A 15,978-nucleotide genomic window follows, 5' to 3' on the forward strand; every position below is an offset into this window, starting at 1 on the left:
GGCCTGATGGCGCGGATCAGATCACGCTGCGGTCGATGACGAGGTCTGCCGGGCCGAAGCGGTCCTTCGCCGTCAATTGCTGGTGCCAGTAGGGGTAGAGCAAAGGCGGGCGGCTGACCGCGTCGAGGCGCTGGCGTTCTTCGGCGCCAAGCTCCAGGGCTGCCGCCGCGAGGTTGTCCTTGAGCTGGGCGTCGTTGCGCGCCCCGATCACCAGCGAGGAGACGGCAGGCCGGCCAAGCAGCCAGGCGAGCGCCACCTGTGCCGCCGACACGCCACGATCCCCGCCGATCTCGACCAGCACATCGACGATCCGCCAGAGCCGGTCCTCGTCGCGGATAGGCGGCTCCGACCAGCCGCCGAGCTGGCGGGCGGTCGGGCTGTCGCGACGGTATTTGCCTGACAGCAATCCACCGGCGAGCGGGCTCCAGACCAACACGCCCAACCCCTGATCGATGCAGATCGGCAAGAGCTCGTACTCGGCCTCGCGCGCCTCCAGCGTATAGTGGATCTGCTGGGTGACGAAGCGCTGCTGGTGACGGCTGTCGCTGATCGAAAGCGCCTTCATCACTTGCCAGCCGGAATAGTTGGAGCAGCCGATGTAGCGCACCTTGCCCTGACTGACCAAAGTGTCGAGCGCGGCAACGGTTTCCTCGAGTGGGGTAAGGCCGTCCCACTGGTGAACGAAATAGATGTCGATGACATCGGTCTTCAGCCGTTTCAGGCTCTTCTCGCATTCGCGGATCAGGTGGTAGCGCGACAGCCCCTCGTCGTTCGGGCCCTTGCCGATGCGCATCCGCGCCTTGGACGCGATCAGCACGTCGTTCTTGCGCTTGCCGCCGAGTGCCTCGCCGATGATCTCCTCCGACAGGCCGTTCGAATAGACATTGGCGGTGTCGATGAGGTTGATGCCGGCGTCGATGCACATGTCGATCATCCGCTTCGCTTCGGCGAGATCGCTGTTGCCGACCGCGGCGAAAGGCCCGGTGCCGCCGAAGGTCATGGTGCCGAGCGTCAGTGTCGAAACCTTCAGGCCCGAACGGCCAAGGGTGCGGTATTCCATGTCAGATCCTCACGATTTTGTTGAAGAGGCGTGCCGGCAAAGGGCAGGCCTGAAATGCGACCGGGGATTTGTAGGACAATTCGGCTGGCTTGTCGCCATGCAATGGCGGTGGATCGATCACGCATCGTGGATTTGCAACGTCGTGGATCGCGCCTGGGCTGCAATAAAACCGTCACCGCCGGCCTATATTGAAGTCGGCTCAGGTGTTTCCATTCCAGGCCGCCGGCCAGCGATCCGGGGACGCCATAGGGAACCGACAGGCTTGCAAGCGGAGCAGTTGATATGACCGAGCTGAGACAGAATTCCCCTGCCAAGGACTGGCTTGAAGCCGAACTCGCCGACACGCTCGACGAAGATTATGAACTCGAAATGTCGGAGCCGGCGCTGTCGATGGAGATCGCCAAGATCTACAAGAACTCGCATCCGCCTTCGATCGATCGCATGCAATATTTTCGCGATCTGATCACCTTGCAGTCCGAACTGATCAAGCTGCAGTCCTGGGTCGCCTATCACAAGAAGAAGCTGGTGGTGATCTTCGAGGGCCGCGACTCCGCTGGCAAGGGCGGCGTCATCAAGCGTATCACCCAGCGGCTCAATCCGCGCATCTGCCGTGTCGTGGCACTTCCGGCGCCGACCGAGCGCGAGAAGTCGCAATGGTATTTCCAGCGCTACGTTCCGCACCTGCCGGCAGGCGGCGAGATCGTTCTGTTCGACCGCTCCTGGTACAACCGCTCCGGCGTCGAGCGGGTGATGGGCTTTGCCAGCCCCGATCAGGTCGAGGAGTTTTTCCATGACGTGCCGGAGTTCGAGCGCATGCTGGTGCGCTCCGGCGTCACCGTCGTCAAATACTGGTTCTCGATCACCGACGAGGAACAGCAGATGCGCTTCCTGATGCGCATTCATGATCCGATGAAGCAGTGGAAACTGTCGCCGATGGACCTGCAGTCGCGCGTGCGCTGGGAGCAGTACACCAAGGCCAAGGAAGAAACCTTTGCCCGCACCAACATTCCCGAGGCCCCCTGGTTCATCGTCGAAGGCAACGACAAGAAGCGGGCGCGGCTGAACTGCATAGATCACCTGTTGAAGCAGCTTCCTTACGAGGATGTGCCGCACGAGGAGATCACGCTTCCCGAACGCGTCTTCAACCCGGAATACGAGCGCCAGGTGCTGCCGCGCGAGCTTTATGTGCCGGAGAAGTATTGACGTGTGTTTCCTTCTCCCCGTTCTACGGCAGACGAAAAGTCAACTGCTTGGCTTTTCGAACGACGAACACCGAAGGGCGGATGAGGGGCGACGCCAGCATGGCGATAATCTCAAGCGGTAGCGCTGCCCCTCCTTGCCCTGCCGGGCATTTCTCCCCGTGAACGGGGAGAAAGAGCTTTAGTTACGCCCGCTCGATCACCACGTGTGTGGCGTCGGCGGTTGCGGCCTGGCTTGTGCAGCGATAGCCGAGCTTCAGCATATCCAGCCCCCCGAACAGATGTTCACCCCGACCCAGCAACACCGGCGAGATCGCAAGGTGCATCTCGTCGATCAGTTTCTGCTGGAGATATTGGCGGATGGTGGCGACACCGCCGCCGACCCGCACATCCTTGCCGTCGGCCGCCGCTTTCGCCTGTTCGAGCGCCGAATGGATGCCGTCCGTGACAAAATGGAAGGTCGTGCCGCCCTCCATGGTGAGCGATGCGCGCTTGTGGTGCGTCAGTACGAAAACCGGCACATGATAGGGCGGGTTGGGACCCCACCAGCCCTTCCAGTTGTCGTCAGGCCATTCGCCCCGGATCGGACCGAACATGTTGCGGCCGAGGATCCAGGCGCCAAGGTTCTCGAAACTGCGCGCCGCAAAGGCTTCGTCGATGCCTGTTTCGCCGCCATCCTCGCCGAACATCTTGCGGAAGGTCCGGGTTCCGAAAGCCCATTTGTGCAGGGCTTTTCCGCCGACGCCGAGCGGATTTTCAAGGTCCTGATCGGGACCGGCGCCATAGCCGTCGAGCGACAGGCTGAAAGCATTGACACGAAGCTTGGACATGAAGGCCTCCTCCTTGATAACCAGTTGTATTTTGCAAGCGGTTATCTTTTAGCAATCTGATTTTAAATTGCAAGCGGTATTTCTTGATGGAAGGAAACGCGGCATGACGTGGCGGACGCCGCAGCGACCGCCACGTCGGCTCATTCGCCGGTCAGTTCCATGAAACGGATGTGGTTGTTGAACGGGTCGGTCACCTCCACCGTCAGCCGGCCGTCTTCGTGCTCGAGGCCGGGCTTCATGTAGCGGTAGTCCTTGTCCGCGAGCTCTTTTTGAAGGTCGCGGATGCCTTTCATGTAGACGACCATATTGCCGCCCGGTGTCGCGTCGCCCGCGTGTTCCGACAGATGCAGGACAAGATCGCCGCGTGAGACCTGGGTATAGAGGGGGAAGTTTTCCCCGTAGCGGTGTTCCCAATCCACGGTGAAGCCGAGGAACCCGAGGTAGAATTCGTGCGCCTTGGCGACATCGAAGATGCGCACGATCGGTGCTGTCAGCTCGAACGCGATCGTTTCCTGGCGGGCGGTCGGCGCGTCGATCTTCGCGGCAAGGATGTTCCAGTTCGCCAGTCCGAACTGGCGCGCGACGATCTCCAGCGCCTCGCTGTGGCTGATCGTCAGGTTGCGGGCGGCAAGCGCCTCCCGCATGGCTTTCGCCATGGTCTTGGCATCGCTATGGGCAAGCATGTCCGTTCCTTCGGTCGCGGCGAAGTCTTCGTCAGTGCCCGCATTGCCGACGCCTTCGCCCGACGGTGAAACGGGTCAGGAAGCATCCTCTGGAGGCGTTCGCCATACCTCTTGGGCGAGGTGCGGGCTGCCGGCCGCCTCCGGCCGTACCGGCATCATAGCTGGGGCCGCGGGTTCTTGTCAGCGGAAATTCGAAAGCACCGCAGCCCAGCCGAAACAGTGGTGACATCTCCTGAAAGGCACTCGCCGTCCTGAAAGGCTCTGGCCGGTCCTGAAAGGCTCTGGCCGCGGACCCGGATCAGCCCTTCAGCATCACCGCCACTTCGGGCGCGAAATAGGTCAGGATGCCGTCGCAGCCGGCGCGCTTGAAAGCGAGCAGCGATTCCAGCATCGCCTTCTCGCCATCGATCCAGCCATTGGCGCCCGCCGCCTTGATCATCGAATATTCGCCCGACACCTGGTACGCGAAGGTCGGCATCTGGAACTCGTCCTTCAGCCGGCGGATGATGTCGAGATAGGGCAGGCCGGGCTTGACCATCAGCATGTCGGCGCCCTCGGCGATGTCCTGTTCGGCCTCGCGCACCGCCTCGTCCGAATTGGCATGGTCGATATAGTAGGTCTTCTTGTCACCCTTGAGCAGCCCGGCGGTGCCGACCGCCTCGCGATAGGGGCCGTAGAAGGCCGAGGCGAATTTGGTGGCGTAGGACATGATCGCCACGTCCTGGAAACCATTGGCGTCGAGCGCGTCGCGGATGGCGCCGATGCGGCCGTCCATCATGTCGGACGGCGCGATGATGTCGGCGCCGGCGGCAGCCTGGATGACGGCCGCCGCCGCGACCTGTTCCACGGTCTCGTCATTGACGATGATGCCGTCGCGCAGGATGCCGTCATGGCCGTGGCTGGTGAACGGATCGAGCGCGGCATCGGTGATGATGCCGATCTCCGGCACCGCGTCCTTGATGGCACGGGTGGCACGGTTGATGATGTTTTCCGGGTCGAGGATATGCGAGCCGGTCTGGTCGCGCAGGCCAAGATCGACATTGGGGAAGGTGGCGAGCGCCGGAATGCCAAGCCTGGCCGCGCGCTCGGCCTCCTTGACTGCAAGGTCGACCGACAGTCGGAAGACGCCGGGCATGGCGGCGATCGGTTCGCGGATATTCCTGCCCTCGACGACGAAGATCGGCCAGATCAGGTCGTCGACCGAAAGCCTGTTCTCCTGCACGAGCCGGCGCGACCAGTCGGCCTTGCGCATGCGGCGCAGGCGGCGGCTGCCGGTGACATCGTCGACGCTGCGCGCGCCGGCCGGTTTTGTCGGGGTGAATTTGTTCATGGCCAAAACTCCAAGTCGGCGGCTTTTACCACGCGGACGCGTCGCGGACCAATGCGACACGATTGTGCCAGCGGCGGGGGCTACCCGATCAGGGTTGGCCGTTACCTGAAAGAATCTGTGCCGCGCCTGCCATTGCCACACGGAATGCCTCGTCGAAGCTGACGCCACGCACCTGCCAATGATAGGTCTCTCCCCTGTCGGCCAACCGCCAATCGGCGATCCAGCCAAGCTCCTGGTCGCTCCATCTCGTCAAGACGATACTGAGTGGCGATCACGGTATCATTGCAACCGTTGGTCGTGAAGCGATCGTTGGGCAATTTCCGCTGGGCCACGCCGCCGGATCGCGAATCTCCCGTTTCGGAACCAGCCGTGACGCCACGTCAAATGCTGCCGCTGGCCACCCTCTCCATTGACGCGCCCATGCGCCACGCTTTAGCACTTCAGTCCCGCCGGCGCGGGGGAGGGATTCTTTCACGATGGATTTTGGCGGCGGCGACGAGATCCGCTTCGAGCGACAGGGCAGGGCCGGCGTCGTCACGCTGACGCGGCCGCAGGCGCTCAATGCCATCACCCATCGCATGGTCAGGGCGCTGGGCAAGGCCCTGCGTTCCTGGGAGCGCGACGAGGGCGTGGATGTGGTCGTCGTCAAGGCCGATGGCAGGGCGTTTTCGGCCGGGGGCGATATCCTGCACGTCTACGAAGCCGGCCGGGCCGGAAAGCCGCCTGTGGAGTTCTTCGCCGACGAGTATCGTCTCAACGCCTACATCGCCCGTTTCAGGAAACCCTATGTGGCGCTCATCGACGGCATCGTCATGGGCGGCGGCGTCGGCATTTCCTTCCACGGTTCGCACCGGGTGATGACCGAGAATGCCCAGTTCGCCATGCCGGAGGTCGGCATCGGCTTCTTCCCGGATGTCGGCGCCAGTCATCTGCTGCCCGACCTGGGCGGCTCCTTCGGCATGTACCTGGCGCTGACCGGCAGCCGCATCCGCTATGGCGACGCGCTTTGGTCGGGACTGGCCACCCACACCATCAAGGCCGAGGACCAGGCAAGCTTCCTCGACCGGTTGGCGCTGACGGGCGATCCGGAATCGGTGTTGCGCGGCTTTTTCATTCAGGCCAGGCGCGAGACCGACAGGACGACGCTGGAGGCGATCTCGCGCCATTTCGCACAGCCCTCGCTGGCCGCCATCATCGACAGCCTGGATCGCGCCGGCAACGACGAATTCGCGGCGAGGGCGCTGGCGACGATCCGCATGCGCTCGCCGACCAGCCTGCGGGTCGCCTGGCGGCAGATCAGCGCCGGGCAGACCTTGTCGATGGACGACTGCATGAGGATGGAGTTCCGCATCCTCAACCGCATGCTGGCCGGCCGCGATTTCTACGAAGGCATCCGCGCCGCCATCATCGACAAGGGCTCGAAGCCGCAATGGCGGCCGGCGCGGATCGATGCCGTCAGCGAGGCGGATGTCGAGGCCTATTTTGCCCCGCTCGGCGATCAGGAGCTTGGGCTGTGAGCGAGGTGACATCCAGGCGCGTCGTTCTCCAGCCTTCGACCGTCGAGGTCATCTTTGCCTGGTTTCAGCGCGTCATATCGGGCTACTGCCTGCTGTTCGGCATCCTGTACTGGATCAAGCTGATTGGATTCTACCCGGGTTCGCTGTGGCGCTTCGACCTCATGCCGGTGCATTGGCAGGTGGCGGCGGTGATGCTCGCCGTGTTCTTTCCCTTCGCCGCGGCCGGGCTGTGGATGTTGGCGTCCTGGGGGCCGGTGATCTGGTTCATGTGTGCGGCCACCGAGACGGTGATGTATGCCGGCTTTCCCGAGCTTTTCGGCCATCGCCTGCTGATCATCGTCTCGCATGCCTGCGTGGCGCTGCTCTACATCGTCTTTCGCGTCGTCATATACCTGCAGAAACGCCCGGCACGGCACTAAGCCATTGGGCGCGCTGACGACTTGGCGCGCGCCTCTACCCGGCCCCGCGATCATTGCCTAAATCTTTAGGTTAATCATCCTTGCTCGGGTGACCGTTCGTTAAGCGTCTTGCGAAACCTCTTACCGGTAAGCTCTTGTTAGCCCTAGCGTTTAAGTCGAATTTTATGAGTATTCGATAGTGTCGCGATCAAGGTGAAAAACAAAAAATCACCAGGGCGACAAACGAGAGGCAAAGACAATGATCAATTCGCGTCCGGCGGCGAAGACCGCCAACGTTTCCGACGATCGCCGCGAGGCTATCCGTTCCCTGTACATGGAATCGCTGCAGCTGGTCGAGCGCCTGCACCGCCGTCTGCTTGACGTCATCAAGGACGAATTCGACCGCAACGGCCGTTCCGACATCAACGCTATCCAGGCGCTGCTGCTCTTCAACATCGGCAATTCCGAGCTGACCGCCGGCGAGCTGCGCTCGCGGGGCTACTATCTCGGCTCGAACGTTTCCTACAATCTGAAGAAGCTGGTCGATCTTGGCTTCATCAACCACCAGCGCTCGCGCATCGACCGCCGTTCGGTCCGCGTTTCGCTGACCCCGAAGGGCAATGACGTGGCCGAAGTGGTCGCCGGTCTCTATGAGCGCCACGTCGGCTCGATCGAGCAGGTCGGCGGTATCAACACCGACGAGTTCAAGCAGATGAACCGCGCCTTGCAGCGCCTCGACCGCTTCTGGAACGATACAATTGCGTATCGTATGTAATTGATTTTACTGGGGTAGGTTGACGTACCGGGTGCAACGTAAGCGCACAAAGAGGCGTAGCGGTGCACCCGGGTTTACCCGGTAGCGTTGCAGTTGCGTAGCACCCAAACTTCGGCCCCTAGCGCAGAATCTGGGGGCCGCTTCCGCATGCCAGGTGCCCTGGTATCCTCACCAACGCCGCCCCCAACAACCCACGTACGGCGGCTTGGCGAGGGCCGCTCGCGGCGGGCGCCTTCTTTGTTTGCTCTCTCATCTCGCGCGATGTGAGCATTTATCCATGCCCGCACGCGCCTCCCAACGGCTGGCGTGCGCGGTGTGGGTAAATGCGTTGGTCAGGCACTCAACTCGTCCGGCACTGTCATGGGATAAAAACCCCTGACCATTTCATCAAGCTGATGCTGGCTCAGGTGGACCATAGGCGAGGTATCGGCTTTCTGCCGCTCGACCTCGGCAAGCACAGCCTGCAAGTCGGCTTTGGTGTAGCTGGAACGCTCAATATGGTGCTTGGTCGCCCACAACGCGCTCTCCGGCGTTTTGAAGAACTCAAGCACGCCCTTGTAGTAGGTGAAAAGCTGGTAGGTCCGTTCGTCCATGTTCGCCTCCCATGACCATTTCGAGGACATCCTCGATATGGTCAGGCGAGTCTACGATTCGGCGGAATCGGCCTGCAAGGTATTATCTGCCGCTGCGTTCAAAATTCTTTGTTCGGCTACCGCCCGCTCGATTTGGCGTCGATGTGATTTGTAGAAATCGGCCAATTCGATGAACGTGGAACTGGAGGTTCTCATGCGCTCCAGTCGTTCGGCGAAACCCTCGGTCTCGATGGTCGCAATGGCTTCGACAAGGTAGTCCGTCAGGAAGGCGTGGGTGTGCTTGGGAAGCAGGCCTTTTTGACACGCGCCCGCCGCCGAATTCAGGAAGTTCACATAGTCTACCAGCGCCCGACCTTGTTCGTCTCCGGGCGGCGCGTTGAGAAACGCGCGCTCGTTTTCCCGAATTTCTGACAGGAAGCGAAACAGCCACTCCGCATCTCGGCTGCGGCCATTCTGCCGAAGCTCATAGGCGTTGAAACCCAAAGCAATGGCAGACGCAACAGCACTCGCCGCGGTGGCGATGAGCGTCCAATAGGCTATAGGGTCGGGCAAGCTACTTCTTGGGCTGAGTGTTCGATGAACTGGAATTTCCACCAGAAGACCCGCCAGTCTGAGATTGGGGCTGGCCGCCCGACTGCCTTAATCCGTCCCTCAGGTTCGATAGGCTTGAGCCTTTTTCAACGTTGATGCGGTTGGGTGAATCGTTAGACATCGCAGATCTCCCTGGATATGCGATATTTAGCATATCGCGGGCCGCCGTCAAACTAGATGTTGTGCTTCGTCGACGTGCGCTTCGCCTGCGCCAGGCCCTTGCGAGCGATGTGAATTAGCTCCTGTCGCCCTGATTCAGGCGAGCCTTCTACAATTAATCCACCAACATGATACTGGGCGATGCGCTCCAAAGCCGCCGACAGCCGGTCATTGCGGGCGCGTTCCTCGGCTAGCCGGGTTTCGACGTGGCGGGCGATTAGGGCTGCGGCTTTTTGAATGTCATAATAACGCCCATTAAAACATTCGGTATGTATTAAGACGGCCAGCGCCTCATTATCGGCATCGCCTTGCGTCCCGGCTGGCGTTACAACTTCGCACGGGTGAGTTTTCTTATGCGGAAAGTCAGATTTTGCTGGCAGATGCAAAACCCCATCAGACACAGTGTTTCCGCACCGCTCACATACTTTAACGGCAGGCGCTGCTTGCTGGGCCGCTGGGGTGGCTGCTAGGGCACGAATATCAGCAGCAATTGCTCTGGCAGTTGTACGCATCATCGCTTGCATATCCGCGAGAGTGAAACGTGAGCGCTCATCCCGGCAAGTATGCTTGGTAAACTCATCGGCTACTTTTGCAGCATGTTCCAAAGCCTCGCGCAGCCCATCCTGCGGGGCCATCGCTGCTGCGAAGGCGCGTGCCCTTTGGTGTCCGTTCTGCGTTCCATATTTATCAAGCGTGACGATGTGCTCATAACCTGGGCCACGCACATAGGAATAGTCACCTTCAAGAGTAATAAAATGGCCGTTCGGCAATTCTAACCGCTCCGGCAGGTTGGTGTTATCTGTTGGCATCTCCTGTGCTTTCGTTGGTTAGTTTCCGGCCATGAACACCCAGAACACCGGCCAGCCCACCGCTGTGCCAGCAGCGACGCCCGGCTCGAAGCCGTGACGGCGGGTGAAGTCGTAGGTGATGTCAGCGATGGCGACGTAGGCCACCAAAGCGAGGAGGGCGATTGTGGTTTTCATCGCTGAACCTCCGCGCTCTCCAGCTGCTCAATCAGCTTCTGAGCATCTCGGTAATCGTCTGAGTCCGGCCCGTCTTCCGCTTCAACGAAGCGCTTAAGCATCGTCAGCAACTCATCATGGGCATCGCAAGCGCGGACGATGAAGGCGGCAGTGTCAGGGGAGCGTTCCTTTGACTGCTGCCAATGCGCTTCGGCGATTGTTAGCAGGCCTTCGAGAAGGCGCCCATCAAGCGCCCAAGGCGTAGATGTGTGGTTCACGCATCGAGCCCTCCCTTAATTCGACCATGGGAACACGCGGAAGGCGTGCTCGGATTGCCAGTTGTCGCGGCGTACGGTCACCGCATCGACATCGACGTGGTAACCGACCAGCTTGGCAAGCCTTAAAGCTGCGGCGCGGGCTTCTTCTTCGGTCTCGATAAAGCAGTCCACCATTTCATCGCGGCCAGCGGTTTCGCTCGCATCCTCGGCAATATGGCCGAACTGATTCGGGCAGATGAAAAAGCCTTGGCGGGTATCGCCGTCGTGGAATTCAGCCAGAATATCCTGACGTTTATCGTGGTCTACATCGCATTCAAAACTCATGTCTTTATCTCCTTTTGTAAATATATCATGCTCCGCTAATATAATACTGTAAAGCATTTTCTAATATTTATTTATCCACATTCGGCAATATCAAAAGCTTCGGCCATTAACCGCTAAAACCCTTTAATCCCCGGCATTTTTGACTCTCATAGCCATTAAGCCTACCGTCCGCCTCCATTGGAGAGACCGATGGCAACTGCGTCGAACCTGCACGGCATGACCATTGATGAGCTGGATAAACTGATTGCGGATGCCACAGCCGTCCGTGACAGCAAGCTGGCCGAGCAGATAGCCACCTTGGAAAAGAACCTCGCCCAGCTACGGGCGAAACAGACCGGCCCTGAACCTGCCGGCAAGGTCCGTCGCTCGGTGCCGCAGTTCAAATACTGGATTCGTGCAAAGCAGAAGGGTTGGACGGGCAGGGGCGGCAAAAAAGCTGAAGAGGCCTTCCGGGCGCATTTTGAGCCCGGCAAGGATCTGAAGGATTACCGCGTCAGGCCAGGCAATGAGGCGCCGGAGCGAACAGACGCTGACAGGTACTGAGCATGACGATGGCAGATCTCTGGGAGTGCGCATACTGTGGCCTAACCGACGCGCCGCGAACCCGGGAGCACCTTTTTCCGACAGCGCTTCATCGCCGCCTCCAGGAGTGCAACAAGGTCGGGCATGTTTTCTGGCTGAGACGCTTAGACAAGGACGTTAAGGGAGAACCAACCCTCAAGGATGTCTGTAGCCGCTGCAACAACGGCTATCTGTCTGATTTGGACGCTTATATCTGCCGAGAGTTTGATTCCCAGTTTTCAACCATTCGCCAGCGCTTTGAAAAGGTGCTTTTCAGCTACGATTTTCATTTGCTGAAACGATGGCTTCTTAAGATGGCGTACAATTCAGCCCGGATACATTCTGCGCCGGACACCTTCGCATTAAAGGCCGTGCTACCTTATATCCGCGGCGAAAATGACCACCTGGGTCGGTCTGTTCGTTTGTTTCTTCAACTGGCTTACCCGGCGCCAATACCTCCCGCCGAGAGGGCTCGTCTGGGCGGCGAAGAAGTACCGGAGATCTGGGAGCCGCGGCTGAACCGGGTCGGCATAACAGAAGTTACCGTCGAAGGTATCGGTCGAAAGATCATCCGTCATGTCGCGCTTCAGAGTTACACGTTCATGCTGGCCTATTCCAATCCCGCGGACGGCGCCTCCGCCAATAAGGAATTCGCTGCAGAGTTTCTGAAGCGAGCACCTGCCGCGGTAGAGGTCAAAGCTTCCCAAAGCGAAGTGGCGACCGTCTGTGACGGCATAAATTCATGGGATCAATTCCGCCAATCGCGCTAAAACAAGCTGGTGGACTAAATGCGGTTCCAGGCGGTCCGGTTAGCCGCGCGAAGCGTCAACTCGATGGTCTTGTAGTCGGCGGTGGATAGAAACCACAGCGCAATTTCCCGGCCAGCTGTGGCGGCTTCGCATACCAGGTTGTTAACTCGGCAATTCGTTTCCTGGCCGCCTTTGTAGCAGTTCTTCGGCGAGATATTGCCGTATCCCATGTTGAAGCGCTTCGACAGGTTGGCGCATTCGCCAATGTAGTGGACGGCGTCCCCGATAACGAAAACGTACACGCCGCTTTCGTTGATGCGGTTCGATATTTTGAATTTACAGAATGGGCCGGCACCATAGTGATTAAGCGGGTAGGCGTCCCTCTTAGTGTACCGGTCCTGCGGCGCGAAGAGCTGCACCGTGCCGTCCTCATTTCGGACGGGCTCAATGTTGCAGATATGCCGAAATGTGTGACCGCTGAGCTCCATATTCGGCAGCCTTGCATCAACGGCGAAAGTTTTCCAACTGGCTATATCTAAAATCGCTTGCCAACCCCGCGAACTCGGGGGGAAGCTTCTGGGAAGGGGTGCGGTTCCTACGCGCCGCACTCCCGGCTATCAGCTGCCAACGACGTAGGAGCCAATAACAATGAAAGCGTAGCGATGTGCACTCCTTCTTCTCGTGGCAACACGCCGTCTTAAAATCCAAGCTCGAACCAACAACCAAACTCGTCTGCCACACCATCGGCTGCCATATGGCGCTAGATGGTAGCGGTTGTTTTCCTTCTTATGCGCTCATAGCGGAGGAAAGCGGTCTTAGCCGCAGCACGGTAATGGACCATGTAAAGAAAGCCGTGGTCGCTGGCTTTCTGGTGATGGAACGCCGAGAGCGTGAGAACGGTAGCCAATCCACCAATATTTATCGTCCGGCAGTTCCAGGGGTAGTCCGGGAGCCGGACCAGGGTAGTCCGGGAGCCAGACTAGGGGTAGTCCGGGAGCCGGACGCCCATAATACCTCATTTCTAACAACCCAATTTAATACCCCCCCGGTAGCCCCCCCGGCGCCATCGAAATTCGGCGTCTTCTGGAATTCATACCCTCTGAAAGTCGGCAAGCCAAAAGCGCTGTCATCCTGGAATGCCCAGAAGCTCGATGCGGTCGCCGGGAATGTGCTGGCTGGCCTTGAGCGTTGGAAGGCCTCATCGCCCTGGAAGCGGGACGGTGGGAAATTCATCCCGCACCCTACCACCTTCCTGAACCAGCGCCGCTGGGAGGACTGTCCAGAACCGGAGCGGGCATTAAACCCACACGCTCCTGTGCCAGGCGAACCGATACCCTTCTAGTCAACGAAAGAAACAACCGTGGAACCAACCACCGCAGACCAAAAGATCTCCGCTCTCTTCAAAGCCCTTACGGGCCGCTTCGGCGCACTGGAGCTGAAGGACGGGCAAAACATGACCTTCGTGGAAAGGAGCTGGCAGAACAGCGTCGGCGCCTTCTCGTGGAAGGACATTCAAACCGCCATGCGCATCCTGTTCGCCTCCTGGAAGTGGCAGCGCTGGCCGTCCGAAGGCGAGTTCATGGAGCAGCTTCGGGAACTGGGCTGCCGACCTGCCGGCGCGGCATTTGCCGACCGACGGCCGGAGGGGATCAAGCAGGCCGAGCGCGATGCCGATATCTGGTACCGCGGCCTGATGGGCAAACCCCTTCCGGCCGGCGCGTGGCCGTGCGGCTGGGCTGATGTGGTGCTGGATCTCATCGGGTCTGGTCTGGTGGAAAACCGCCGTAAGACCTTCGGGCAACTACTGACGCAAGCGTGGCTCGACGGCGTCGTGCCCAATTGCTTCGAGGCCAAGGCAGCTCGCTATTTCGCTACCGCCAATGAGCGGAAGGCAGAATATCTGGCGGCGATCGGCGCCCACGGCCATGCGGCTGTGAATCTCGGCAGGGTGCCGGTCAGATAGGCGTTTGAAGCCTAGATCGGAAGCGGGTGCTGGAAAACCTCATTGGGCTGCACCAGAAGTCCGCGATTCCGCATGGCGTGAAGAAGCTCGTCTTCCTCGGTGAGGCCGTTCATAAACATCTTGAACAAGTGGGCTGCTATCTTTTGCCCGCGCGCGCCCTGCAATGGGATCGCGCGCTCCTGGCATATGGCTTTGTGAACGCGGGCAAGCATCGCAAGCTCGTCGTCCATGATGACCTGGCCGGGATACAACATAGCCTTTCCTCGAAAGCTACGAAGCGCGAAGAGTGCGACAAGCGTGTGAAATGCGCAATCAATTTTGATGTGATCGAACGGCTGGACAGGCTGTGCACGCGGGACGTGCGGCGGGTTGACTCTTTCAGAACAAAACAGGAACATAATCCTATGTCATTTTAGGGGTTTCTAATGCCAGCCCGTCACAAGGGTATCCACTCGGATTCCTACCTCGACCGCTATTGGCCGCACCATGCCGTCATCCCTTGGGAAAACTGCTGCGAGAAGGCCTACGACAAGGCCCACAGGCGCGGCACTGAACTGGAGATGGCCAGCCGTCGCCAATACATCCGGCGCGACAACCGGGAATATCAGGTCTTCCGGTTTAAGGAGCTGGAACAGGCCGCAGCCATGGCGGCCGAGTTCGGGGGCGAGACCTATTGCGCGCTCGATCGCGGCAAGGGCAGCGGCTGGGAGAAGTGGAGGAAAAAGATAAAGACGCCTCGCAAATAGCACCAGAGAACGTGTATAGCGGAATCGGGACATCCGGGGTGGGGGCACCAGTGAACAAGCAGCAAAGCGCGGCAATAGACTACCGTGAGACGGGAGCGTTCGTCTGGGCTCTGGTGACGTATCCGATCATCTGGTTCCTGCTGGTTCTGCTGAGCATTTCCTTCACCGCAAAGCTGCTGGGATACGCGCTCGAAAAGGGCAATCGATTTGTATTGTTCGTCTCTGTCGGCGCGGCTGTGCTGGCCGCCTTGTATGTCATACTCAAGCGGGTCGAGTTCCATTTCGCCCGCCGGGAAGCTGTCCTTGCTACACCCGCTGCGCCACCGGAAGCGCCGACTGTAACCGCACCAGAAGTGACACCGGTAACGATGCCTGAGGCGCCGGTGGCAGGAAAAGTGGAGGCTTCAGTTGAGCCCTCCTCTGTCATGGCTCCTCCCGAGTTACCACGCAGCGAATGGTTCTACGTCGTGCGAGGTGAGAAGATTGGTCCGGTGTCGTGGAACGTCATCCGCGATCTAAGGCAGCGCCGCAGCATAGAGCCGGACACCCTGGTCTGGTCTGAGCGTCTAGGAAAAGAATGGAAGCCGCTGTCCGCGCTGGACCTGCAGACATCTGAGGTGCTGGATTCATCCCCGCCTCTGCCGCCCGATGTCAAAAAGCCGTACCCCGCCAGCGTCTTGGTGTGGCTAATCACCCTGTCTCCGATCTTGATATACGTCGCCAACAGGATGCTGGAGAATGCGGGCTACAACGTCGATCCCAAGAGCAACTTTATCATAGCCACGTTCGCGATTTTCGTCTTGTGCGGCATCGACGCGGGGCTGGTGCGGAAGTCGGGGCGTGACCTTGCTGTAGGCTGGGTCGTGCTTGTGCCCGGATACCTGATTGCCAGAGCGCGTGCCCTGTCAGAGCCGATGTACCATTTCGCCATCTGGACGGCAGCGTTTGTGGGCTGTCTGTACCTAACCAGCCCCGGATTGTTCGACGGTACATTATACTGGGGAACGGGGCTTCCAGAGTGTAACGGAAAATATCTCAAGACCCAAGTTACAAGGCTGATGAACGAGAACGCTCAGCTTATCAGCTTTTACGGTAACGTTATCGACATTTCGAGCGCGGTCGAGACCGGAAAAACAGAAACGAGTCGCAAGTGTATGCTGTCCGTGGTGGGTTCCAATGCTACATTTTCCGCTGAGGTTACATTGGAGAACAAGGACGACAAGATACTAATCCTATACCAACCCCTGTGATTGACCTGTG

21 protein-coding genes and 1 pseudogene are annotated in these 15,978 nt (G+C 59.5%); 10 read left to right on the forward strand and 12 right to left on the reverse strand.

Annotated features, from left to right (window positions below; translation table 11 throughout):
* Positions 1-16: 16 nt before the first annotated feature.
* The gene (locus tag FJ967_RS00120) at positions 17-1,060 is read right to left on the reverse strand and encodes an aldo/keto reductase (protein ID WP_140729702.1); all 1,044 of its coding nucleotides are present in this window, start codon (positions 1,058-1,060) and stop codon (positions 17-19) included.
* Between the two features lie 282 nt (positions 1,061-1,342).
* Here FJ967_RS00120 and ppk2 point away from each other — a divergent pair, with 282 nt between their 5' ends.
* Positions 1,343-2,263, forward strand: coding sequence for a polyphosphate kinase 2 (gene ppk2, locus FJ967_RS00125; protein WP_140729703.1), 921 nt, complete (start codon positions 1,343-1,345; stop codon positions 2,261-2,263).
* Between the two features lie 181 nt (positions 2,264-2,444).
* Here ppk2 and FJ967_RS00130 read toward each other — a convergent pair whose 3' ends face one another.
* The 4 genes and pseudogenes from FJ967_RS00130 to FJ967_RS34070 all read right to left on the reverse strand — a co-directional run.
* The gene (locus FJ967_RS00130; RefSeq protein WP_140729704.1) at positions 2,445-3,089 is read right to left on the reverse strand and encodes a dihydrofolate reductase family protein; all 645 of its coding nucleotides are present in this window, start codon (positions 3,087-3,089) and stop codon (positions 2,445-2,447) included.
* A 140-nt stretch (positions 3,090-3,229) separates the two neighbouring features.
* The gene (locus FJ967_RS00135; protein ID WP_140729705.1) at positions 3,230-3,772 is read right to left on the reverse strand and encodes a glyoxalase superfamily protein; all 543 of its coding nucleotides are present in this window, start codon (positions 3,770-3,772) and stop codon (positions 3,230-3,232) included.
* 298 nt (positions 3,773-4,070) lie between these two features.
* On the reverse strand, positions 4,071-5,102 hold the full coding sequence (gene hemB, locus FJ967_RS00140; protein WP_140729706.1) for a porphobilinogen synthase: 1,032 nt from the start codon (positions 5,100-5,102) through the stop codon (positions 4,071-4,073).
* Between the two features lie 88 nt (positions 5,103-5,190).
* A pseudogene (locus FJ967_RS34070) lies at positions 5,191-5,364 on the reverse strand (hypothetical protein); the annotation flags it as partial.
* A 214-nt stretch (positions 5,365-5,578) separates the two neighbouring features.
* Here FJ967_RS34070 and FJ967_RS00150 point away from each other — a divergent pair.
* The 3 genes from FJ967_RS00150 to FJ967_RS00160 all read left to right on the forward strand — a co-directional run bounded on the left by FJ967_RS00150 (position 5,579) and on the right by FJ967_RS00160 (position 7,792).
* A complete protein-coding gene (locus tag FJ967_RS00150) occupies positions 5,579-6,619 on the forward strand; it encodes an enoyl-CoA hydratase/isomerase family protein (RefSeq protein ID WP_140729707.1) in 1,041 nt (346 codons plus the stop codon).
* Positions 6,616-7,038 carry a DUF6163 family protein gene (locus tag FJ967_RS00155; protein ID WP_140729708.1) on the forward strand — a complete coding sequence of 141 codons (423 nt, stop codon included), beginning with the start codon at positions 6,616-6,618 and terminating at the stop codon, positions 7,036-7,038. The genes FJ967_RS00150 and FJ967_RS00155 overlap by 4 nt, the downstream gene beginning before the upstream one ends.
* A gap of 238 nt (positions 7,039-7,276) precedes the next feature.
* Positions 7,277-7,792, forward strand: coding sequence for a winged helix DNA-binding protein (locus tag FJ967_RS00160; RefSeq protein WP_127397809.1), 516 nt, complete (start codon positions 7,277-7,279; stop codon positions 7,790-7,792).
* A 332-nt stretch (positions 7,793-8,124) separates the two neighbouring features.
* On the opposite strand, the gene FJ967_RS00165 is transcribed toward FJ967_RS00160, so the two are convergent.
* From FJ967_RS00165 to FJ967_RS00185, 6 genes are all read right to left on the reverse strand, one after another.
* Positions 8,125-8,385: a hypothetical protein gene (locus FJ967_RS00165; RefSeq protein ID WP_140729709.1), complete on the reverse strand. Its 261-nt coding sequence runs from the start codon at positions 8,383-8,385 to the stop codon at positions 8,125-8,127.
* A 51-nt stretch (positions 8,386-8,436) separates the two neighbouring features.
* The gene (locus FJ967_RS00170) at positions 8,437-8,937 is read right to left on the reverse strand and encodes a hypothetical protein (protein ID WP_140729710.1); all 501 of its coding nucleotides are present in this window, start codon (positions 8,935-8,937) and stop codon (positions 8,437-8,439) included.
* Between the two features lie 212 nt (positions 8,938-9,149).
* Positions 9,150-9,944, reverse strand: coding sequence for a hypothetical protein (locus FJ967_RS00175; protein ID WP_140729711.1), 795 nt, complete (start codon positions 9,942-9,944; stop codon positions 9,150-9,152).
* Between the two features lie 18 nt (positions 9,945-9,962).
* The gene (locus FJ967_RS33255; protein ID WP_181175622.1) at positions 9,963-10,118 is read right to left on the reverse strand and encodes a hypothetical protein; all 156 of its coding nucleotides are present in this window, start codon (positions 10,116-10,118) and stop codon (positions 9,963-9,965) included.
* Positions 10,115-10,375: a hypothetical protein gene (locus tag FJ967_RS00180; protein WP_140729712.1), complete on the reverse strand. Its 261-nt coding sequence runs from the start codon at positions 10,373-10,375 to the stop codon at positions 10,115-10,117. Before FJ967_RS00180 ends, FJ967_RS33255 begins: the two co-directional genes overlap by 4 nt.
* Positions 10,376-10,390: 15 nt before the next feature.
* Positions 10,391-10,699: a hypothetical protein gene (locus FJ967_RS00185; RefSeq protein ID WP_140729713.1), complete on the reverse strand. Its 309-nt coding sequence runs from the start codon at positions 10,697-10,699 to the stop codon at positions 10,391-10,393.
* 189 nt (positions 10,700-10,888) lie between these two features.
* Between FJ967_RS00185 and FJ967_RS00190 the strand changes: the two genes are divergently transcribed.
* Together FJ967_RS00190 and FJ967_RS00195 are read left to right on the forward strand one after the other, a co-directional pair.
* A complete protein-coding gene (locus tag FJ967_RS00190) occupies positions 10,889-11,242 on the forward strand; it encodes a hypothetical protein (RefSeq protein ID WP_140729714.1) in 354 nt (117 codons plus the stop codon).
* Between the two features lie 2 nt (positions 11,243-11,244).
* Positions 11,245-12,030, forward strand: a complete 786-nt coding sequence (locus FJ967_RS00195; protein WP_140729715.1) for an HNH endonuclease — start codon at positions 11,245-11,247, stop codon at positions 12,028-12,030.
* 14 nt (positions 12,031-12,044) lie between these two features.
* Here the strand turns inward: FJ967_RS00195 and FJ967_RS00200 are convergent, their stop codons facing one another.
* Positions 12,045-12,428, reverse strand: coding sequence for a GIY-YIG nuclease family protein (locus tag FJ967_RS00200; RefSeq protein ID WP_140729716.1), 384 nt, complete (start codon positions 12,426-12,428; stop codon positions 12,045-12,047).
* A 941-nt stretch (positions 12,429-13,369) separates the two neighbouring features.
* On the opposite strand from FJ967_RS00200, the gene FJ967_RS00210 reads away from it, so the two are divergent.
* From FJ967_RS00210 to FJ967_RS00225, 4 genes are read left to right on the forward strand one after another with little or no spacing between them, the layout of a single operon-like run.
* The gene (locus FJ967_RS00210) at positions 13,370-13,972 is read left to right on the forward strand and encodes a hypothetical protein (RefSeq protein ID WP_140729718.1); all 603 of its coding nucleotides are present in this window, start codon (positions 13,370-13,372) and stop codon (positions 13,970-13,972) included.
* 26 nt (positions 13,973-13,998) lie between these two features.
* Positions 13,999-14,388 (forward strand): hypothetical protein, encoded by a 390-nt coding sequence (locus FJ967_RS00215; protein WP_140729719.1) that lies wholly within the window; start codon positions 13,999-14,001, stop codon positions 14,386-14,388.
* A 9-nt stretch (positions 14,389-14,397) separates the two neighbouring features.
* Positions 14,398-14,718: a hypothetical protein gene (locus FJ967_RS00220; RefSeq protein ID WP_140729720.1), complete on the forward strand. Its 321-nt coding sequence runs from the start codon at positions 14,398-14,400 to the stop codon at positions 14,716-14,718.
* 50 nt (positions 14,719-14,768) lie between these two features.
* A complete protein-coding gene (locus tag FJ967_RS00225) occupies positions 14,769-15,968 on the forward strand; it encodes a DUF4339 domain-containing protein (RefSeq protein ID WP_140729721.1) in 1,200 nt (399 codons plus the stop codon).
* The last annotated feature ends 10 nt before the right edge of the window (positions 15,969-15,978 follow it).

It is taken from the genome of Mesorhizobium sp. B2-3-4, assembly GCF_006442315.1.
In the GTDB taxonomy this organism is placed as follows: domain Bacteria; phylum Pseudomonadota; class Alphaproteobacteria; order Rhizobiales; family Rhizobiaceae; genus Mesorhizobium.

What these genes read in the sequence shown, in the direction of transcription:
- FJ967_RS00135 (WP_140729705.1), bottom strand. Translation starts at nt 3,772, where the DNA reads ATGCTTGCCCATAGCGATGCCAAGACCATGGCGAAAGCCATGCGGGAG.
- FJ967_RS00130 (WP_140729704.1), bottom strand. Translation starts at nt 3,089, where the DNA reads ATGTCCAAGCTTCGTGTCAATGCTTTCAGCCTGTCGCTCGACGGCTAT.
- FJ967_RS00150 (WP_140729707.1), top strand. Translation starts at nt 5,579, where the DNA reads ATGGATTTTGGCGGCGGCGACGAGATCCGCTTCGAGCGACAGGGCAGG.
- FJ967_RS00190 (WP_140729714.1), top strand. Translation starts at nt 10,889, where the DNA reads ATGGCAACTGCGTCGAACCTGCACGGCATGACCATTGATGAGCTGGAT.
- FJ967_RS00185 (WP_140729713.1), bottom strand. Translation starts at nt 10,699, where the DNA reads ATGAGTTTTGAATGCGATGTAGACCACGATAAACGTCAGGATATTCTG.
- FJ967_RS00160 (WP_127397809.1), top strand. Translation starts at nt 7,277, where the DNA reads ATGATCAATTCGCGTCCGGCGGCGAAGACCGCCAACGTTTCCGACGAT.
- FJ967_RS00165 (WP_140729709.1), bottom strand. Translation starts at nt 8,385, where the DNA reads ATGGACGAACGGACCTACCAGCTTTTCACCTACTACAAGGGCGTGCTT.
- FJ967_RS33255 (WP_181175622.1), bottom strand. Translation starts at nt 10,118, where the DNA reads ATGAAAACCACAATCGCCCTCCTCGCTTTGGTGGCCTACGTCGCCATC.
- FJ967_RS00120 (WP_140729702.1), bottom strand. Translation starts at nt 1,060, where the DNA reads ATGGAATACCGCACCCTTGGCCGTTCGGGCCTGAAGGTTTCGACACTG.
- FJ967_RS00220 (WP_140729720.1), top strand. Translation starts at nt 14,398, where the DNA reads ATGCCAGCCCGTCACAAGGGTATCCACTCGGATTCCTACCTCGACCGC.
- FJ967_RS00175 (WP_140729711.1), bottom strand. Translation starts at nt 9,944, where the DNA reads ATGCCAACAGATAACACCAACCTGCCGGAGCGGTTAGAATTGCCGAAC.
- ppk2 (WP_140729703.1), top strand. Translation starts at nt 1,343, where the DNA reads ATGACCGAGCTGAGACAGAATTCCCCTGCCAAGGACTGGCTTGAAGCC.
- hemB (WP_140729706.1), bottom strand. Translation starts at nt 5,102, where the DNA reads ATGAACAAATTCACCCCGACAAAACCGGCCGGCGCGCGCAGCGTCGAC.
- FJ967_RS00195 (WP_140729715.1), top strand. Translation starts at nt 11,245, where the DNA reads ATGACGATGGCAGATCTCTGGGAGTGCGCATACTGTGGCCTAACCGAC.